Here is a 17,426-nt window from a genome sequence, read left to right as displayed (position 1 = left end):
AGGCGCCGCCTCGAGCCGACAGATCTTTACAGTTCCTTTAAGGTGCTTCTGCCCGTTTGCCCGGGGCGGATTACCCGCGGTGCCACTTCTGGTTGGCGGTGCCGGCGCAGTCCCACAGCTGCAGCGCCGCGCCCCAGTTGCCGTTCCAGTCCTTGATGTCGACGCACTTGTTGGCCTGCGGATTCACCAGGTCACCGGCCGCTGACAGAACGAATTGCTGAGCCGGGTTGCCGCTGCAGCCGACGATCTGGATGACCGCGCCGTTGGCCGTCGAGCCCCACGCCACGTCCATGCACTTGTTGTTGGACGTCTGCAGCGTGCCGTTCACAAACGTCCACTTCTGTGCGCCCGATCCGTTGCAGCCCCACATCTGCAGGGGCACGCCGTCGGAGAAGTTGGAGTTGGGCACGTCGACGCATAGCCCGTTCCAGTCGCTGATCACCGAGCTGGCGCTCCCGCCGCCGCCGCTGGTGGTCAGCGACAGCCCGTAGGCGCCGAGGATCTCGTTCACCGGCTGGAACCACATCGTGCCGCCGGACGAGCAGTTGCCGCTGCCGCCGGAGGTCACGCCCTGTGCCTGGTTGCCGGAGATCCATGACCCGCCGGAGTCGCCGGGCTCGGCGCACGCGTTGCTGCGGGACAGCCCGGAGACGGAGCCCTGGGCGTACACGACGGTCTCGTTGCGGCCGAGCAGGGTGCCGCAGCGCCAGCCGGTGGTGCGGCCGGAGCGGCAGATCGAGCTGCCGATCGCGGCGTCGGCCGAGCCCGCGACCACGACGTTCCCGCCGGCGTAGTTGTTGACCCAGGGCTGCGGGGTCCAGTTGCCGTTGGTGCGGATCCACGAGTAGTCGTTGCCCGGGAACGACGAGCCGGCGAATGTGCCCTGGCTGACGTTGTTGTAACCGAGCGTGGGGCTGCCCGTGCCGCCGCAGTGGCCGGCGCTGACGAACCCTCCGCTCACGGCGAACCCGATCGAGCACAGCGTGTTGCCGTTGATCACGTACTGGTCGCCACCGCGGATGTCGTACATGGTCCGGGGCTGCCCGGCGAGCGCCTCGACGGAGACCGAAGGCGCGCCGCTGGCCTGCGCGAACTTCAACGCCGCGCTCTCGGCGCCCGGCTTGGCGAGCACCACGACCCGGTTGGCGGGCACGTCGACATACCACCCGCGGACCGAGACGGCGGCCGCGTGCGAGGCGTTGCGGTCCAATTTCGTACGCGTCGCGGTCAGCGTGGACTCATTGACGGCTACCAACGCCGGGTTCGCGCCTTCCGCCCGTACGGAAGCCTCGGCCGAAGCGGAAGTGACCGCGACCGTGAGTTTGGCAGCGCCGGAAGGAATCCACGCGCCGGCGAAGGCGGAGCCGAGCCGTGTCCGCAACCGCTTCTCGATGACCGGCGCCGCCGCCTCGGTGCGCAGCCGCGCCGCGATCTGGGAATCGTCGAGCTTGAGGTCGCGACGCATGGCCGCGAGCATTCCGGGCGCGATATCGAAGTGTTGGGGAGCGGCCTGAGCCGGCTGTGGGGTCAGGGTGGCGGCGACGACAAAAGCAGTTGCGACCGCAAGCATTCTTCGGCGCATGGGGGAGTTCCTTCCGAACCGGGAAACAGGGGGTTGACCAGGGAAGGAGAGCGCTCTCTAGATCGGAGTCTGTCTATCTGTGACAACGCTGTCAACAAGTCATTAAGAAACTTGCCCGAGTTACCCATCCAACCGCCCCGGCCACCACCCCAAAACCGGACTGAAGGCAACTCAACGTGTGCTGGATCGCGTGCCCTCGCCGCCGTGGGGGCGCGCGTGGGAGGCTGGGTCTTTCGATGCCGACGATGGGGTAGCGGGGCAATGGGCATGATCAAGGTCGTCGGGCTGGTGCTGCACCCCCGGCGCGACTGCGGGTCGGCGATCGACGCCATCGTGGCGTGGGCCAACCGGCGCGAGGTGACCGTCCTCGGCCTGCACGACGAGATCAACCGGATCGACTGCGACGCCGTGGCGGTCAGTCCCGAGGAGATGGTCGAGCGGGCCGGCCTGCTGGTCAGCCTCGGCGGCGACGGCACGATGCTGCGCACGATGCGACTGGTCGAGGGGCGCAAGACGCCGGTGCTCGGGGTCAACGTGGGGCGGCTCGGCTTCCTGGCCGAGGTCGACCTGCCCGATCTGCCCGGCGCGCTCTCCGCCATCGACGAGCACAAGTTCACGATCGAGTCGCGCACGGCGGTGCGCACGGTGCTGCCCGACGGCCGCGACGTCTCCGCCTTCAACGACATCGCGCTGGTCCGGGTGCCCGGCGACGGCCTCGCCGCGGTCGGCATCACCGTCGAGGGTAAGAACTTCGTGAACTACGCGGCCGACGCGGTGATCGTCTCCACGCCCACCGGCTCGACGGCGTACTCGTTCTCGGCCGGCGGCCCGATCGTCTCGCCCAACGTCGAGGGCCTGATCGTCAGCGCGTCCGCCGCGCACTCGTCGTTCAACCGCTCGCTCATGCTCGCGCTCGACGAGCGGCTCGAGCTGGACGTGCTGCCCACCAGCGGCCGCCTCGCCATCGAGGTGGACGGCATCATCGAGGGCTACGTCGGCGCCGACGACAAGCTGGAGATCGAGCCGGTGCCGGCCGCCGCGCAGGTCGTCCGCCTCGGCTCGACCTCGTTCTACGAGCGCGCCCGGCGCAAGCTGCGGGTCGAGGGCAGCGCCCAGGTGAGCGTGCGCGACCCGGTGGACAGCGCCGTGGTGGTCGACGCGTTCGAGCGGCAGCGCTACGAGATCCTGCTCGGCGGCGAGGTCGCCGGCGTGCTGCACTACCGCCGCCACGGCGGCCGGGTCGAGCTGATGCACACCGAGATCGAGCAGTCGTTCTCCGGGCAGGGCCTGGCCGGCCGGCTCGCCTCCGCCGCGCTCGAGGACGCCCGCTCCCGCGCCACCCCCGTCGTCGCCACCTGCCCGTTCGTCAGCGGCTACCTGGACCGCCACCCGGAATACTCCGACCTGCTATCAGATGGGGTTTGACACATGGGCCATCCCGCCATCCTGACCGTCGACGACGACCCCTCGGTCTCCCGGGCGATCGCCCGCGACCTGCGCCGCAAGTACGGCGAGGAGTACCGCGTCCTGCGCGCCTCCTCGGCGGCCGAGGCCCTGGACGCCTTGCGGGAGATCAAGCTGCGTGGCGGCCGGGTCGCCGTCATGCTGGCCGACTACCGGATGCCGCAGATGAACGGCATCGAGTTCCTGGAGCAGGCGATGGACCTGTTCCCCAACGCGCGCCGGGCGCTGCTCACCGCGTACGCGGACACCGACGCGGCGATCCAGGCGATCAACGTCGTCGACGTCGACCATTACCTGCTCAAGCCGTGGGACCCGCCGGAGGAGAAGCTCTACCCGGTGCTCGACGCGCTGCTCGACGCGTGGCAGGCCACCGGCGACCGCGAGCTCGAAGACATCCGGGTCGTGGGGCACCGCTGGTCCGAGCCGTCGTACCAGATCCGTGACTTCCTGGCCCGCAACCTGGTGCCGTACCGCTGGCTTGCGGCCGACGAGCCTGAGGGCCGCCGCCTGCTGGAAGCGGCCGGGGTCGGTCCCGAGTCGGTGCCGCTGGTGGTCACCGCCGACGGGCGCGCCATGGCCCAGCCCTCGACCGCCGAGGTCGCCGAGGCGGCGGGCCTGTCCACCACCCCGGGGCGCGACTTCTACGACCTGATCATCGTGGGCGGCGGCCCGGCCGGGCTCGGCGCGGCCGTCTACGGCGCCTCCGAGGGGCTCAAGACGCTGCTGGTCGAGCGCACGGCGGTCGGCGGCCAGGCCGGTCAGAGCTCGCGGATCGAGAACTACCTGGGCTTCCCCGACGGGATCTCCGGCGCGCAACTGACCGACCGCGCACGGCGGCAGGCCGGCAAGTTCGAGGCCGAGGTGCTCAATACCCGCGAGGTGACGGGCCTGCGGCTGGACGGCTCGGCCCGCACGCTGACCTTCGCCGACGGCGGCGAGGTCTCGGCGCACTCGATCGTGCTGGCCACCGGCGTCGCCTACCGCCCGCTCGAGGCCGACGGCATCGCCCGGCTCACCGGCTCCGGCGTCTACTACGGCTCGGCCTCCACCGAGGGGCCGGCCTGCGCGGGCGCCGATGTCTTCATCGTCGGCGGCGCCAACTCGGCCGGCCAGGCGGCGCTGTTCTTCTCCCGGTACGCCAAGAAGGTGACCCTGCTGGTCCGCGGCGACTCGCTCGAGGCGAGCATGTCGTACTACCTGATCCAGCAGCTCAACCAGACCGAGAACATCGAGGTCCGCACCCGTTGCGAGGTGCTCAGCGCGCACGGCGACGGTCACTTGCAGGCGATCACCATCTGCGAGAACAAGGGCACCCTCGAGACCACGGTCGAGTGCGGGGCGCTGTTCATCTTCATCGGCGCCGAGCCGCGCACCGACTGGCTCGGCGAGACCGTGTCGCGGGACGAGCGGGGCTTCGTCTTCACCGGCCCCGATCTGCTGGCGAACGGATCCCGTCCGAAGGGATGGGATCGGGACCGCGATCCGTTCTACCTGGAGTGCAGTGTTCCCGGCATCTTCGCCGCCGGCGACGTCCGGGCCAACTCGGTCAAGCGGGTGGCCTCGGCGGTCGGCGAGGGCGCGATGGCCGTCACGCTGGTCCATCGTTACCTGGAGGCGCAGTAATGTCCGACGAACCTCTCACACTCGTCCCGTGTGACCCCGGCGCGCTGACGCCCGACGAGCTGCGCACTCTCTTCCTCTTCGAGAAGCTGACCGACGAGCAGCTCAACTGGATCGCCTCGCACGGCTGCACCATGCACATGCCGGCCGGCGGCGTGGTGATCCGCGAGGGCGACCAGGCCGACCAGTTCTTCGTGCTGCTCAGCGGCACCATCCAGCTGACCCGCAAGGTCGGCCAGGACGATGTCGAGACCTCCCGCACCGAGCAGCGCGGCGTGTACATGGGCGCCACTCAGTCGTACCTTCGCGACGACGGCGTCCCCCGCCGGTACATGGCGACCATGCGGGCGCTCGACGACTCCGACTTCTTCGTGATGTCGGCCGCCGACTTCAGCCACCTGATGCGCGAGTGGTTCCCGATGGCGATCCACCTGCTCGAGGGCCTGACCCTCGGCATGCGGACGACGGCGGCGGCGATCAGCGAGCGGCAGCGGCTGACCGCGCTCGGCGCGCTGTCGGCCGGGCTCATGCACGAGCTGAACAACCCGGCCGCGGCCGCCTCCCGGGCCGCCGCCTCGCTGCGCCAGCGGGTCGCCGGCATGCGGCACAAGCTCGGCATGCTCGCCTCCGGCAACGTGCCGGCCGCCCGGCTCGAGGCGCTCGTCGAGCTCCAGGAAGACGTGATCGAGCGGGCCGCCAAGGCCCCCACGCTGACCGCCATGCAGACCGCCGACCTCGAGGACGAGCTCGGCGAGTGGATGGACGAGCGCAACGTCACCGGCGGCTGGGACCTCGCGGCCGTCTTCGCCCAGGGCGGCCTCGACATCGACTGCCTCAACGAGATCGAGACCCGGGTCGGCGACAAGGAACTGCTCGACCAGGCGATCCACTGGCTCGGCTACGCGCTCGAGACCGAGCAGCTGATGAGCGACATCGAGGACGCCACCGGGCGGGTGTCCACGCTGGTCAACGCCGCGAAGCAGTACTCGCAGGTGGACCGGTCCGCGCACCAGTGGATCGACGTGCACGGCGGCCTGAAGTCGACCCTGGTCATGCTCACCCACAAGATCGGCAGCGGGATCAAGGTCGAGAAGGATTTCGACCGGACGCTGCCGCAGATCCCGGCCCACCCGGCCGAGCTCAACCAGGTGTGGACCAACCTGATCGACAACGCGGTGCAGGCCATGAAGGGCGTCGGGACGCTGACGATCCGCACCTACCGCGAGGACGACCACGTGGTGGTGTCGATCGGGGACACCGGCCCGGGCGTACCCGATGATCTGAAAAAGCGGGTCTTCGAGCCCTTCTTCACGACCAAGCCGGTCGGCGAGGGCACCGGGCTCGGCCTCGACATCTCCTACCGCATCGTGGTCAACGGCCACGGCGGCGACATCGTGCTCGACTCCAAGCCGGGCGACACGAGGTTCATGGTGCGGCTTCCGATCAACGAGCCGGCCTCCGCCTGAGAGTGATCTGTTCTTCAAGATTCGTTTGGAAATGGGGGTGGCGGGTAGCCTTCGTCCGCGATGACTCTCCGTAGCCCCCATCCGTCCCGCAAGCGGCTGTTGCTCCTTTTCGGCGCCGTGCTCGTGGTCCTCGCCGCGGTCAACGTCGCCGACAAGTACGGTCCACACCACACCGGCCTGATCGTCGGCCCGCTGGTCGCGCTGGGCCTGATCCTGCTCGGCCGCCGCGCCGGCCTCAGCTGGCACGACCTGGGCATGTCCAAGCGCACCCTGATCCCCGGCCTCAAGTACGCCGTCGGCGCCGTCCTCGCGGTCGCCGTCGTCTACGCCATCGGCGCCGCGCTGCCCTGGACCCGCCCGGCGTTCCACGACGTCCGCTACCACCTGCACCTCAGCGCCGCGCTGATGACCGCGTTCATCGTCGTGCCGCTGGGCACCGTGCTGCTGGAGGAGGTCGCCTTCCGCGGCGTGCTCCTCGGGCTGGTCCGCCGGCACCGGGGCGCCACCTGGGCGAGCATCACGTCGTCGGTCCTGTTCGGAATGTGGCACATCCTCCCGTCGCTGCGGCTCAACAGCGCCAATCAGGCGGTCGGCGCGGCGCTCGGCACCAACGCCATGGGCCGGATCCTCACGGTCGCCGCGGTCGTCGCCTTCACCGCGCTGGCCGGCCTGCTGCTGTGCGAGCTGCGCCGCCGCAGCGGCAGCATCCTCGCCGCCGCCGCGCTGCACTGGGCGACCAACGGGATGGGCCTGCTTTTCGCCGCCTTCCTCGCAACGGTCCGGTTCGCCTGACCGGGCCATTGACCGCACCCGCGGGCGGTCGCAGGCTGGGTCGGTGAGCTGGATCCGATCCCGTGATCGCACCGCTCGGCGGCTTGCCGTCGTCGGCGACTACCGGTTCCCGGCCGGGGTTCGCCACCGATTCTTCGTGGCACACGACGACCTCGACTCCACCTCGATCGCCCTTGTGGAAGACGCCGCCCACCAATGGTTCCGGCTGGCCGCCCGCCATCCGAGGGCCACGCTGTCGATGCCTTCGGTGGTGGTGGACGACCTGTGGCGCGAGGCCGTCCGCGACACCGGCTACGCGGAGTTCTGCGAGGCCGCGTTCGGGCGTCCGCTGCCGTACGCGCCGGAGCACGCCGCCGACCGGGGGCTCGCCGACACGTTCCGCTTCGCCTGCGAGGACGAGACCTGCGGCCCCGCCGAGCTGCCCCTGCTGTTCCGGGTGGACAAGACGCTCGCGGTGAAGGGCGGCCGGAACTATCTCGCCGACTGCGGCGGCCGCACCCAATGCCACGAGTTTCCGGGCGCCATCTGCCTGCGGCACGTGGCGGGCGTCGAGAAGGCGAAGCGCTGGAGCAGGCTCGGGAGCGCGCCGCCGCCACCGCCGGACGGCGGCTTCGGCGGCGGGGAGATGGCCGGCGGCCTCTAGCCCGAAAACGGTTCGACAGCGTCCCTCCCGCGGACAAAGCTGACCGAATGCGACAGGACCAGATCTGGGACGCCGAGGCCGCCCAGCGCTACGACACCCCCGGCACCGGCATGTTCGCCCCCGAGGTGCTCGGTCCCACCGTCGACAAGCTGGCCGCGCTGGCCGGCGACGGCGCCGCCCTCGAGTTCGCCATCGGCACCGGCCGGGTCGCGATCCCGCTGCACGAGCGCGGCGTCCCGGTCACCGGGATCGAGCTCTCCCAGCCGATGATCGACCAGCTGCGCGCGAAGAACACCGATATCCCGGTTATTTCCGGTGATATGGCGACGACATTTACCCAGCCGGGCTTTGCCCTCGTCTACCTGGTCTTCAACACGATCGCGAACCTGCTCACCCAGCGTGAGCAGGTCGAGTGCTTCCGCAACGCCGCCCGCCATCTCGAGCCCGGCGGCCACTTCGTGATCGAGCTGTGGGTGCCCGAGCTGCGCAAGCTCCCGCCCGGCGCCCCCGCCACCGTCTTCGGCAGCGAGCCCGGCTATCTGGGCGTCGACACCTACGACACCCTCGAGCAGCGCGTCGTGTCGTACCACTTCACCTTCGACCCCGATCACCGCCGCGAGGCCCGGGTCGGCCGCACCCCGCACCGCTACATCTGGCCCGCCGAGCTCGACCTGATGGGCCAGCTGGCGGGCTTCGAGCTGGAGTCCCGCCACGCCGACTGGTCGGGCGCGCCCTTCACGGCCGACTCCCGCTCGCACGTGTCGGTGTACCGGCTAGGACGCTGATCAGGTCGTCGACCAGCGAGGCGTCGACCGGCTCGCGCGTGGCGAGCACGCGGTACCAGATCACCCCGAAAACAATGTCGGCGACGGTGCCGGGTCGCGGGTCCGGCGGCAAGTCACCGCGGGTCAAGGCCCGATTGACGAGTACGCCCAGAGCATCGCGCCGCCGTCGCAGGAAGCCGTCCCGGAACCTCTCGCCGAACGCGGGATTGATCTGCGCCTCGGCCATGAGCGCCCGCAACACCTCGATCACCTGCGGCTTGCTCCCGGGCGCGAACGACGCCGCGAGAAAGGCTCGCAGATCGGCCACATAGCTGCCCTCGTCGGGGATCGGTATGTGCGGTCGTCGGCAAGGTGGGCGCGATCGACTGGCTGGTCGTGTCGCTCAGCGGCGGCGAGGGCGCGGGCCCGATCGCCGGCCTCGACGTGGCCGCCCTGCGCCGGGCCTTCGACGCGAAGTTCTGGGCCCACCTGACCACCCTGCGCGCCGCGTTGCCGCGCCTCGCGCCGACCGGCTCGATCACGCTGATCGGCGCGATCTCGGCCCGCGCCGCGATGCCCGGCACCGCCGGCCTGGCCGCGGTCAACGGCGCGGTGGAGGCGCTGGTCAAGCCGCTGGCCACCGAGCTGGCCCCGATCCGGGTCAACGGCGTCTCGCCCGGCCTGGCCGCCACCAATCCCAACCTGACCGGCACGGTGATCGAGGCCGACGGCGGCGCCCGCCTCGCGGCTTTCAGTTTGGGAAGAGGGTGACCGTCAGGATGCCGCTGGGCGTCGGGGTCAGGACCGCCATCCCGTACGGGTTGCCGTGCCACCGCGCGAGGGCGGCCGGCTGACCGTTCACGACGGCGGGGGTCATCTGCCAGTCCCCGGGCGCGCCCATCGAGGGCGCCGCGAAGGCAAGGCAGGTGTCCCGCCCCGACGCCCACGTCGCCGAGCCGGCCTGCTCGATCGACGCGTCCTCGCGCAGCAGCTCGCGGAACGCGACCGGGTCGGCCGCCTCCCACGCCGCCATGTAGCGGTCGAGCAGCTCCCGGGCCCGCGGGTCGTCCGGCTCGAGCACGTCGTCGCGCCGGGGTGCCACCTCGCCGAGCCGGTGCCGGGCCCGCTGGAGCGCGCTCTTCACGGCCGGCACCGACAGCTCGAGGATCTCCCCGGTCTCGGCCGCCGAGAAGGCGAGCACCTCGCGCAGCAGCAGCACGGCCCGCTGCCGGGGCGGCAGGTACTGCAGCCCGGCGACGAAGGCGAGCCGCACGGTCTCCAGGTCGGTGACCGAGTCGGCCGGGTCGGCGGCGAACGGGCCGATCCACCCCTCGGCGCCGAGGCTTCCGGACGGCAGCGCCCGCCGCCCCCGCCCGTCCAGCGCGGTCAGGCACGCGTTGGTGGCGATCCGGTAGAGCCAGGTCCGCACCGACGACCGCTGCCCGAACCCGGCCCACCCGCGCACCGCCCGCAGGTAGGTCTCCTGCACCACGTCCTCGGCCTCGTCCCAGGCGCCCAGCATCCGGTACGCGTGCGCGAGCAGCCCCCGCCGCTCCCGCTCGAATACGTCCGTGTCCACCAGTTGAGCATTCATACCCGTGCAGACCAGCGCCAGCGCCGGAAGGAATCGGTCAGTACTTGAAGGCGCCGACCAGCGACGTGAGCTCGCCGGCGAGCTGGGAGAGGTTGGCGGCCGCCTGCTGGGTCGTGCCGGCCACATCGGCCGTCGACGCGGCGACGTCGGCCACGCCGGTGATGGTGTGCGCGACGTCGCCGCTGTTGGACGCTGCCTCGGCCACCGTGCGACTCATCTCGCCGGTGGTCGCGGTCTGCTCCTCGACCGCCGACGCGATGGTCGTCGTGTAGTCGCCGATCTGCGTGATGACCTGAGCGATCTCGCCGATCGCGGCGGCCGCCTGCGCGCTGGACGACTGGATCGCGCCGATCCGGGCGGTGATCTGCTCGGTGGCCTGGGCGGTCTGCTGGGCCAGCTCCTTCACCTCGCCGGCCACCACCGCGAAGCCCTTGCCCATGTCGCCGGCGCGGGCGGCCTCGATGGTGGCGTTGAGCGCGAGCAGGTTGGTCTGCTCGGCGATCGTGGTGATCAGCCGGACCACCTCGCCGACCTCGGCGCTGGCCGAGCCGAGCTCGGCGACCTGCCCGTTGGTGCGCTCGGCCACGCTCATCGCCTGGGCCGCCACCTGGGCCGCCTGGGTGGCGTTCGAGGAGATCTCGGTGATCGAGGCGCTCATCTGCTCGGCGCCGGCCGCGATCGACTGCACGCCCGCGTTGACCTGCTCGCTCGCCGAGCGGGCGTTCAGCGCGCGGTCGGAGGCGTTGGCCGCGCCCGACTGGAGCTGCGCGCTGACCGCGTTCAGCTCCTGGGCGGCGGAGGTGAGCTTGCCGGTCGACTCGGCGATGCCCCTGATCGTGACGGCGACCTTCTCGACGAAGCGGTTGAAGGCGCCGGCCAGCTGCCCGGCCTCGTCCTCACGGGTGACCGTCACCCGCTGGGTCAGGTCGCCGTCGCCGTCGGCGATCTCCGCCATCCGGTCCCGCAGCCGCTCGATCGGCCGCACGATGGTGCGGGCCAGCAGGAACGCCGCGATGCCGGCGATCAGCACCGCGACCGCGGTGATCCCGATGCTGATCGTCCGGGTGCGGTCGGCGGCGGCGAGGATGGTGGCGGTCGGCACCGAGACCACCAGCGACCAGGTGTCGCCGTCGCCCAGCGTGAGCGGCGCGGCGACCTGCAGCGTCTCGTCGCCGCCGGCCGTCGTGACCCGCTGGGCCGACGTCCCGGACTTCGCCGCGCTCGCGGACAGGGCCGCGACGTCCTCGGCCGCGGCCTTGCCGGCCTGGTCGGCGCGGCCGCCGGCGACCACCACGCCGGCGGTGCTGACCAGCACGGCGCTGCCAGTACCGAACGGCCTGATCGAGCCGACCAGGGTCTGCAGGCTGGTCAGCGCCATGTCGATGCCGGCCACCCCGACGACCGTGCCGCTGCGGATGATCGGCACGGCCACCGAGGTCATCATCGTGTCGACGCCGCCCACGTTGTAGACGTACGGCTCGATGACCTTCTCGGCCTTGGTGGTCTTGGGGATCTGGTAGTAGTCGCCCGCGCCGGACTTGTCGTAGTCGGTCAGCGCGGTGAGCGAGATCTTGTCGCCATCGCGGAACCAGTACGGCACGAAGCGGCCGGTCGCGTCGTACCCGTCGTCGGCCTTGCGGAAGTCGCTGTCGTTCCCGTCGAAGGCGTCCGGCTCCCAGCCCGACCAGACGCCGAGGAACTCGGGGTGCTCGACCAGCACCGCGCGCAGGTCGGCGCGGGCGGTCTTGCGGTCGCCGTTGGCCGCCGTCTGGTCCATCACCTGCGCCATGTCCCGCGCCGTGCCGAGGCCGCCCAGGACCACCTGCTGGACCTGGGCGGCGTTGCGCTGGGCGACCTCGTCCGCGTACGCGAACCCGGTGGTCCGGGCGTCGCCGGCATTACGGCTCGTGATGATCCAGACGACCGCCGCCATGGCGATGACCAGCATCACGACCATGGCGGCGATGACCCGGACCTTGATGGTGAGTCGCGTCACAAACCATTTATCGGCAGATCATTGCCGCCGCTGAATCACTCGCTGAGTCAGAGCAGCCCTCGCACGTACGCCGCCTGGCCCGCGTGCTGCGCGTCGTCGTCGTAGACGCTGACCAGCCGCACGCCCAGCGTCACCGGCGGGTCCCAGGCGGTGTCCACCACCCGGTCGAAATCGTCGTCGGTCAGGCCGGCGACGAAGGCCAGCGTGCGGTCGTGCACGGCGCGGTAGTACTCCTCGAGAGCCAGAGCGCTCTCCGGGGCGACGATGGAGACCTGCCGCGGCGAGTGGCCGTAACCGGTGTCCGACGGGTCGGGCTTGAGCCCGAAGCGCGAGGCCCAGTCGCCGGTGACGTAGAGCTGCTCCTCGCCGATCAGGTCGGCCACGTGGTCGTCCTGCACCCGGGTGAGGTGCCAGACCAGCCAGCCGATCGAGTTGGCGCCCGGGGCCGGCGCCCAGCGCAGCTGCTCGGGGGTGAGGCCGTGCACGGCGGTGTGCACGAGGTCGGGAAGCCGCCCGAAGGCGTCGGTCAGGATGTCCTTGGCGTCCATGCTGTTACTCCGTCCCGTTGACTCGGGTTCTGAGTATCCGCGCCTACGGCCCCTCGGTGCCGGTGTTGCCGGTCGCGTCACTCCCGGTCTGCGGCGCGGCATCGGCGCCGCCGCCGCTCCCACTATCCGAGCCGGAGTCCGAGCCGGAGCCGGAATCGGTCCCGCCGGTCTCGGTGTTCCCGGCCGGAGCCTGAGTGGCCGGGTCCGTGGTCGGCGTGTCGGTCGGCTGCTGGGTTGCCGTGTCGGTGGGCGTCGCCTGCTCCGTCGGCGTCGCGCCGGGATCCGCGGTCTCGCCGGGATCCGCCGACTCCGAGGGCGTCGGCGTCGACTTCTCGGATTTGTCGGATTTGCTGGAGTCGCCGAAGATCGTCGACACCGTCGACCGGCCCGCGGCCCCGCCCTTGGTGGCCGCCTCGATCGAGCGGCCCGAGATCAGCTCGGCCACGGTCAACGTACCCATCGCCAGAATGAACAGTGACCCGGCAACCAGCGCGACGCGCTTCCACCTGATCTTGCGCGATGGCGCCGCGGTCATCGCGGGCAGCGCGACCGTCGTGTCGGCCGCCGCCGCGACCGGAGGCGTGCCCACCGCGGCCGGCGCCGCCGTGAACGTCCCCTGCAGCTTCCTGGTGCCCTTGTGGATCGAGCGTTGGTACACCTCGGTGCCGACGGATCCGATCAGGCTCGCGACCGCGGCCCCGGCGAGCGTCCCCGCGACGCCGAGAAACGATCCGATCACGGCCGCCGAAAGCGCGGCCAGCACGCCGGCAATGGTCTTCGGAATGTCGATGCCGGACCAGATCCGGTCCGGTGCGTGCTCGGTCATGTCCTCCTCTACTCCCACTCGGATTACTTCGTCAGGCTTTCGCCTTTGCCGCACGGGCCGCCGCTAAACCCCGGCGCTCGGCCAGCACCTCACGCAGCGGCCGCACCACGACCCCCTCGGCGGCCAGGTGTCGCCGGGCCAGCCTGCGGTTACGCAGGATCGCGACGAGCCCGACCGCGAAGATGAGATATTGCACGCTCATGGCGATCTTGAAGTCGTCGATGCCGTACGTGTTCTGGCCGCCGGTCCGGGCGTCGAGGATCAGCCCGATGAGCTCGATGGTCACCAGCGACGCGACGAACCCGCCGACGTTCACGACGCCGGTCGCGGTGCCCAGCCGGCTCGGCGGGTTGAACGTGCGCGCGTAGTCGAAGCCGATCATCGAGCCGGGCCCGCCGGTGCCGAGCGCCAGCACGAGCAGCACCAGCACCGGGAGCGGCGCGCGTCCCGGCCAGGCGAGCACCAGTGTCCAGGCGCCCGCGTTCACCGCGATGATCCCGAGCACCAGCCACGACCGGCGCAGCGGGTGCCGCTGCACCAGCACCCCGATCACCGGCCCGGCCGCCATGCCGACCAGCACGAACAGGGTGAGCAGCGTGCTCGCGGTCTGCCGGTCGAGGCCCTCGCCCGCGATCAGGAACGGGAAGCCCCACATCAGCGCGAACACCGTGCCGGTGAACTGGGTGGTGAAATGCGACCAGAGCCCGAGCCGGGTGCCCGGATGCCGCCACGCGCCGGCCAGGTCGGTGCCGAGCTGCTGGAGCGTGATCGGCGGGCCGCTGGAGACCTTCCGCTCGGGCGTGTCCCGCAGCGCGACCAGCGCGACGAACGCGACGAACACGCCGGCGCCGGCGGCGCCGACGAACGCGGTGGTCCAGCCGGGTCCCGCCAGCAGAGCAGCCAGGGGTACGGCCGAGAGCACCTGCCCGGCCTGCCCGACGAGCCCGGTCAGCTGAGTGACGATCGGCACCCGCCGGGTCGGGAACCAGCGCGGGACCAGCCGCAGCACGCTGATGAACGTCATCGCGTCGCCGGCGCCGACCAGGACGCGGGCGATCACCGCGCCCTCGATGCCGTGCGCGGTGGCCATCAGCCCCTGCCCGACCGCCATGATCAGGGCGCCGGAGACGACCAGCCGCAACGAGCCGAAGCGGTCCAGGAGCAGCCCGACCGGCACCTGCAGGCCGGCGTAGACGAGGAGCTGCAGCACCGCGAACGAGGCGAGGGCGCCGGCGCCGACGTGGAAGCGGTCCTGCGCGTCCAGCCCGGCGACGCCGAGCGAGGTGCGATGAAGCACGGCCACGATGTAGGCGGCGAGGCCGACAGCCCACACCGCCCAGGCCCGTCGGCCGGGTCGCAGGGGCATGGCTCGCCTTCCGTTCGCTCCGTACACGTACGGGACAAAGCCTTGTCCGCGGTCCCGGCCGCGACAATGCATCGCGGCCAAGACCACACGTGCCCCTGGTCACTGCCCTGCGACCGCCGCTGACACCGGGTAAGGTGCTGCGGGTGGTTGCCGAGCGTGCCGCCAGTCGTACCGCTGTGATCGTCTGCCAGGGCCGGGCGGCAGCCAACGGTCACTTGGCGCCGGACCGCTTCGCGGATCCGACGGCGATGCCGTTGCTGCGGGCGGAGGAGCAGGCTCAAGTCCATCTGGTACGCCATGAGCAGCCCCCGAAAGGTACGACGCCGCGCCTCGCGTACGAGATGATCCGTGCCTCGGCCGAGATCATGGTCCCCCGCACGGTCGCCATCGACGAGGCCGTTCTCGCGGCCCCGGCGGAGCAGGTCGTCATCCTCGGCGCGGGACTCGACGGCCGGGCGTGGCGCCTGAAGATGCCCGGCGCCACCTTCTTCGAGGTCGACCACCCCGCCTCGCAGAAGGACAAGCAGGACCGCGCCGAGAGCCTTGACGGCGACCCGCCCGTCTTCGTGCCGGTCGACTTCGCCCGCGACGTGCTCACCGACGCCCTCGAGTCGGCCGGGCACCGCGCGGACGTCCCCACGATCTGGGTCTGGGAGGGCGTGGTTCCCTATCTGACCCGCGCCGAGGTGACCGCCACGGTCGCGGCGCTGGCCGCCCGCTCGGCGTCCGGCAGCCGCCTGGTCGTCAACTACCAGTCCCCGTCCCTGCTGAGCGACCTGATCCGCAAGTCGATGTCGGCGGTGTTCCGCAAGTCGGGCCCGTGGGCCGGCGAGCCCTGGCGTTCCACGTGGTCCGCCGCGGCGATGTCCCGGCTGCTGGCCCTGCACGGCTTCGCCGTCCGCGAGGATCGCGACCTGCTCACCGTGGCCGCGACCCTGGGCGTGGTCCCGAAGCAGCAGACCAGCGTCAAGAACGGCCGCGTCGCCGTGGCCGAGCGGTGACCCTTCCGCCGTCCCGGCAATTCGCATACGACGACGGCCGCGTGCTGCGCTACTGCCTTTACGGCCCGGCGGACGGGTTCCCGGTGATCTGGCACGGCGGGTCGCCGAGCAGCCGCTGGAAGTGGCCGCACCTCATGGACGCGATGGCGCGGAGCAAGCTGCGCCTGCTCGTCTACGACCGGCCCGGCTACGGCGGCTCGACCCGCCGGCCCGGCCGCACGGTCGCCGACGCGGCCGCGGACACGCGGGCCCTGGCCGACGCGCACGGCTGGCAGCGCTTCGGCGTCTTCGGCGGCTCCGGCGGCGGTCCGCACGCGCTGGCCTGCGCGGCGCTGCTCCCGGACCGGGTCACCCGCTGCGCCGTGCTCTCCGGCATCAAACCCTCCGCCGACCGCCCCCGCGACGAGCACGCGCTCCGGTCCTCGCTGGCCGGCGTGGCGGCCGACATCCTGGCCCGGATCGAGGCCGGCGGCCCCGAGACGCCCTACTGGCCCGGGCCTCCGGCCCGCGACGATCCGGATGCCATGGCACGGATCCGGGCGACCTTCGTCGACGGCCGCGACGGCTGGGTCGACGACTTCCTCGCCTTCGCCCACCCGTGGGGTTTCGAGCCCGGCGAGATCGCGGCGCCCGTCGGCATCTGGCGGGGAACCCGCGACGCCCACGTCGCCGCCGACGACAACGACTGGCTGCTCGCCCACATCCCTGATGCGGAAGGACACGTCTACGACGGGGAACACCTTCCCGGCCCCGACGTGTACGGCGAGATCTACGACTGGCTGCGCGCCGGCTGAGCGCCCGCGACGAGGGCCAGCCGCAGTTTGGTCTCGTCCTCGGTGTCCGGCGCCGCGGTCAGGATGACGATCTTCAGGTCGGCGTCGCTGAGCACGTCGCAGTCGACCGCGATCGGCCCGACCGCCGGATGCTCGACGATCTTGTGATCCTCGCGGTGGGCGCCGACCACGCCGGAGGCCCACAGCTCGGCGAAGCGCTGGTTGCCGGCCGTCAGCGTGCGGATCAGGGTGGCGAGGCGCGCGCTGTGCGGGAAGCGGCCGGTAGCGCGGCGAAGGTCGGAGACGACGGCTGCTTCGACCGTGGTCGCGAGGCGCCGGATCTCCGGCGGCCGTGACTCCGGCGGCCGTGACTTCGCCGTTCTTGGGTCGGCGGCGGCCTCGATCGCGTCGCCGGCCAGCGAGGTCACCGGCCACTGCGACAAGCGCGGGCCCTCGTCGTCGACCGGGAAGGTGTCGAGGGCGAAGTTCCGCAGCCCCGGCGGCACGGTCGAGGGGTCGCCGAGCAGCGACCCCCAGCCGTGGTTCCACCGGATCAGCTGCCAGTCCGCGGCGAAGACGGCCACCGCGGCATCGCCCAGCCGGTGCAGGACCCGCTGCATACCGGGCGGGATGTGGTCGGAGACCTCGCCGTCGGCCGGCGGCGCCAGACCGGCCAGCCGATAGAGGTGGTCCCGTTCGGCGGCGGAGAGTTGCAGGGCACGAGCCAGCGCGGCCACCACCTGCGCCGAGGGAGTGGCAAAGCGGCCCTGCTCGAGCCGCACGACGTAGTCGACCGAGATCCCGGCCAGGTCGGCCAGCTCTTCGCGGCGCAACCCCGCGGCCCGGCGCGAACGCCCGGCCGGCAGCCCCGCCGCGGCGGGGGAGAGGCGGTCGCGCCAGGCACGCAGGGTCGCCCCGAGTTCCGTAGCCATGCGCCGATTCTTGCTCGCCGCCGCCCACCGAGGGTGGTAACGCCTTTCTCTGGAAGGCC

General features: G+C 71.6%; 17 protein-coding genes. 9 read left to right on the top strand and 8 right to left on the bottom strand.

Annotated elements, in window-relative coordinates:
- Positions 1-70: 70 nt before the first annotated feature.
- The gene (locus ACQPZX_RS39295) at positions 71-1,465 is read right to left on the bottom strand and encodes a ricin-type beta-trefoil lectin domain protein (protein ID WP_433367266.1); all 1,395 of its coding nucleotides are present in this window, start codon (positions 1,463-1,465) and stop codon (positions 71-73) included.
- A gap of 384 nt (positions 1,466-1,849) precedes the next feature.
- Here ACQPZX_RS39295 and ACQPZX_RS39290 point away from each other — a divergent pair, with 384 nt between their 5' ends.
- Genes ACQPZX_RS39290 through ACQPZX_RS39265 form a run of 6 tightly spaced genes read left to right on the top strand, consistent with a single transcriptional unit; the run spans position 1,850 to position 8,352 of the window.
- Positions 1,850-3,007 carry an NAD(+)/NADH kinase gene (locus tag ACQPZX_RS39290; RefSeq protein ID WP_433367263.1) on the top strand — a complete coding sequence of 386 codons (1,158 nt, stop codon included), beginning with the start codon at positions 1,850-1,852 and terminating at the stop codon, positions 3,005-3,007.
- Between the two features lie 3 nt (positions 3,008-3,010).
- Entirely contained in the window at positions 3,011-4,669 is a 1,659-nt protein-coding gene (locus ACQPZX_RS39285; protein WP_433367260.1) for an FAD-dependent oxidoreductase, read from the top strand.
- Positions 4,669-6,132, top strand: a complete 1,464-nt coding sequence (locus ACQPZX_RS39280; RefSeq protein ID WP_433367258.1) for an ATP-binding protein — start codon at positions 4,669-4,671, stop codon at positions 6,130-6,132. The genes ACQPZX_RS39285 and ACQPZX_RS39280 overlap by 1 nt, the downstream gene beginning before the upstream one ends.
- A 60-nt stretch (positions 6,133-6,192) precedes the next feature.
- Positions 6,193-6,924, top strand: a complete 732-nt coding sequence (locus ACQPZX_RS39275; protein WP_433367255.1) for a lysostaphin resistance A-like protein — start codon at positions 6,193-6,195, stop codon at positions 6,922-6,924.
- Between the two features lie 43 nt (positions 6,925-6,967).
- The gene (locus ACQPZX_RS39270) at positions 6,968-7,567 is read left to right on the top strand and encodes a hypothetical protein (RefSeq protein ID WP_433367252.1); all 600 of its coding nucleotides are present in this window, start codon (positions 6,968-6,970) and stop codon (positions 7,565-7,567) included.
- A 47-nt stretch (positions 7,568-7,614) separates the two neighbouring features.
- On the top strand, positions 7,615-8,352 hold the full coding sequence (locus ACQPZX_RS39265) for a class I SAM-dependent DNA methyltransferase (RefSeq protein ID WP_433367249.1): 738 nt from the start codon (positions 7,615-7,617) through the stop codon (positions 8,350-8,352).
- Here the strand turns inward: ACQPZX_RS39265 and ACQPZX_RS39260 are convergent.
- Positions 8,303-8,659 carry a TetR-like C-terminal domain-containing protein gene (locus tag ACQPZX_RS39260; RefSeq protein ID WP_433367246.1) on the bottom strand — a complete coding sequence of 119 codons (357 nt, stop codon included), beginning with the start codon at positions 8,657-8,659 and terminating at the stop codon, positions 8,303-8,305. The genes ACQPZX_RS39265 and ACQPZX_RS39260 overlap by 50 nt on opposite strands.
- Before the next feature lie 44 nt (positions 8,660-8,703).
- On the opposite strand from ACQPZX_RS39260, the gene ACQPZX_RS39255 reads away from it, so the two are divergent.
- The gene (locus ACQPZX_RS39255; RefSeq protein WP_433367243.1) at positions 8,704-9,102 is read left to right on the top strand and encodes an SDR family oxidoreductase; all 399 of its coding nucleotides are present in this window, start codon (positions 8,704-8,706) and stop codon (positions 9,100-9,102) included.
- Here ACQPZX_RS39255 and ACQPZX_RS39250 read toward each other — a convergent pair.
- From ACQPZX_RS39250 to ACQPZX_RS39230, 5 genes are read right to left on the bottom strand one after another with little or no spacing between them, the layout of a single operon-like run.
- Positions 9,083-9,910, bottom strand: a complete 828-nt coding sequence (locus ACQPZX_RS39250) for an RNA polymerase subunit sigma-70 (protein ID WP_433367240.1) — start codon at positions 9,908-9,910, stop codon at positions 9,083-9,085. The two genes, ACQPZX_RS39255 and ACQPZX_RS39250, sit on opposite strands and share 20 nt — an antisense overlap.
- Before the next feature lie 52 nt (positions 9,911-9,962).
- Entirely contained in the window at positions 9,963-11,921 is a 1,959-nt protein-coding gene (locus ACQPZX_RS39245) for a methyl-accepting chemotaxis protein (RefSeq protein WP_433367236.1), read from the bottom strand.
- Positions 11,922-11,968: 47 nt separating this feature from the next.
- Entirely contained in the window at positions 11,969-12,469 is a 501-nt protein-coding gene (locus tag ACQPZX_RS39240) for a mycothiol transferase (protein ID WP_433367233.1), read from the bottom strand.
- 43 nt (positions 12,470-12,512) lie between these two features.
- The gene (locus tag ACQPZX_RS39235) at positions 12,513-13,295 is read right to left on the bottom strand and encodes a hypothetical protein (RefSeq protein ID WP_433367232.1); all 783 of its coding nucleotides are present in this window, start codon (positions 13,293-13,295) and stop codon (positions 12,513-12,515) included.
- A gap of 31 nt (positions 13,296-13,326) precedes the next feature.
- Positions 13,327-14,661: an MFS transporter gene (locus ACQPZX_RS39230; protein WP_433367229.1), complete on the bottom strand. Its 1,335-nt coding sequence runs from the start codon at positions 14,659-14,661 to the stop codon at positions 13,327-13,329.
- A 143-nt stretch (positions 14,662-14,804) separates the two neighbouring features.
- On the opposite strand from ACQPZX_RS39230, the gene ACQPZX_RS39225 reads away from it, so the two are divergent.
- A complete protein-coding gene (locus ACQPZX_RS39225) occupies positions 14,805-15,662 on the top strand; it encodes a class I SAM-dependent methyltransferase (RefSeq protein ID WP_433367227.1) in 858 nt (285 codons plus the stop codon).
- Complete coding sequence (locus ACQPZX_RS39220; protein ID WP_433367224.1) at positions 15,659-16,456, top strand: alpha/beta fold hydrolase; 798 nt, start codon at positions 15,659-15,661, stop codon at positions 16,454-16,456. Before ACQPZX_RS39225 ends, ACQPZX_RS39220 begins: the two co-directional genes overlap by 4 nt.
- On the opposite strand, the gene ACQPZX_RS39215 is transcribed toward ACQPZX_RS39220, so the two are convergent.
- The gene (locus tag ACQPZX_RS39215; RefSeq protein WP_433367221.1) at positions 16,432-17,367 is read right to left on the bottom strand and encodes a helix-turn-helix transcriptional regulator; all 936 of its coding nucleotides are present in this window, start codon (positions 17,365-17,367) and stop codon (positions 16,432-16,434) included. The two genes, ACQPZX_RS39220 and ACQPZX_RS39215, sit on opposite strands and share 25 nt — an antisense overlap.
- Positions 17,368-17,426 lie beyond the last annotated feature (59 nt).

It is taken from the genome of Actinoplanes sp. CA-142083 (assembly GCF_050942195.1).
In the GTDB taxonomy this organism is placed as follows: domain Bacteria; phylum Actinomycetota; class Actinomycetes; order Mycobacteriales; family Micromonosporaceae; genus Actinoplanes.
Note: the sequence above shows the minus strand (reverse complement) of the source record. Positions and strands in the feature narration are given on the sequence as shown.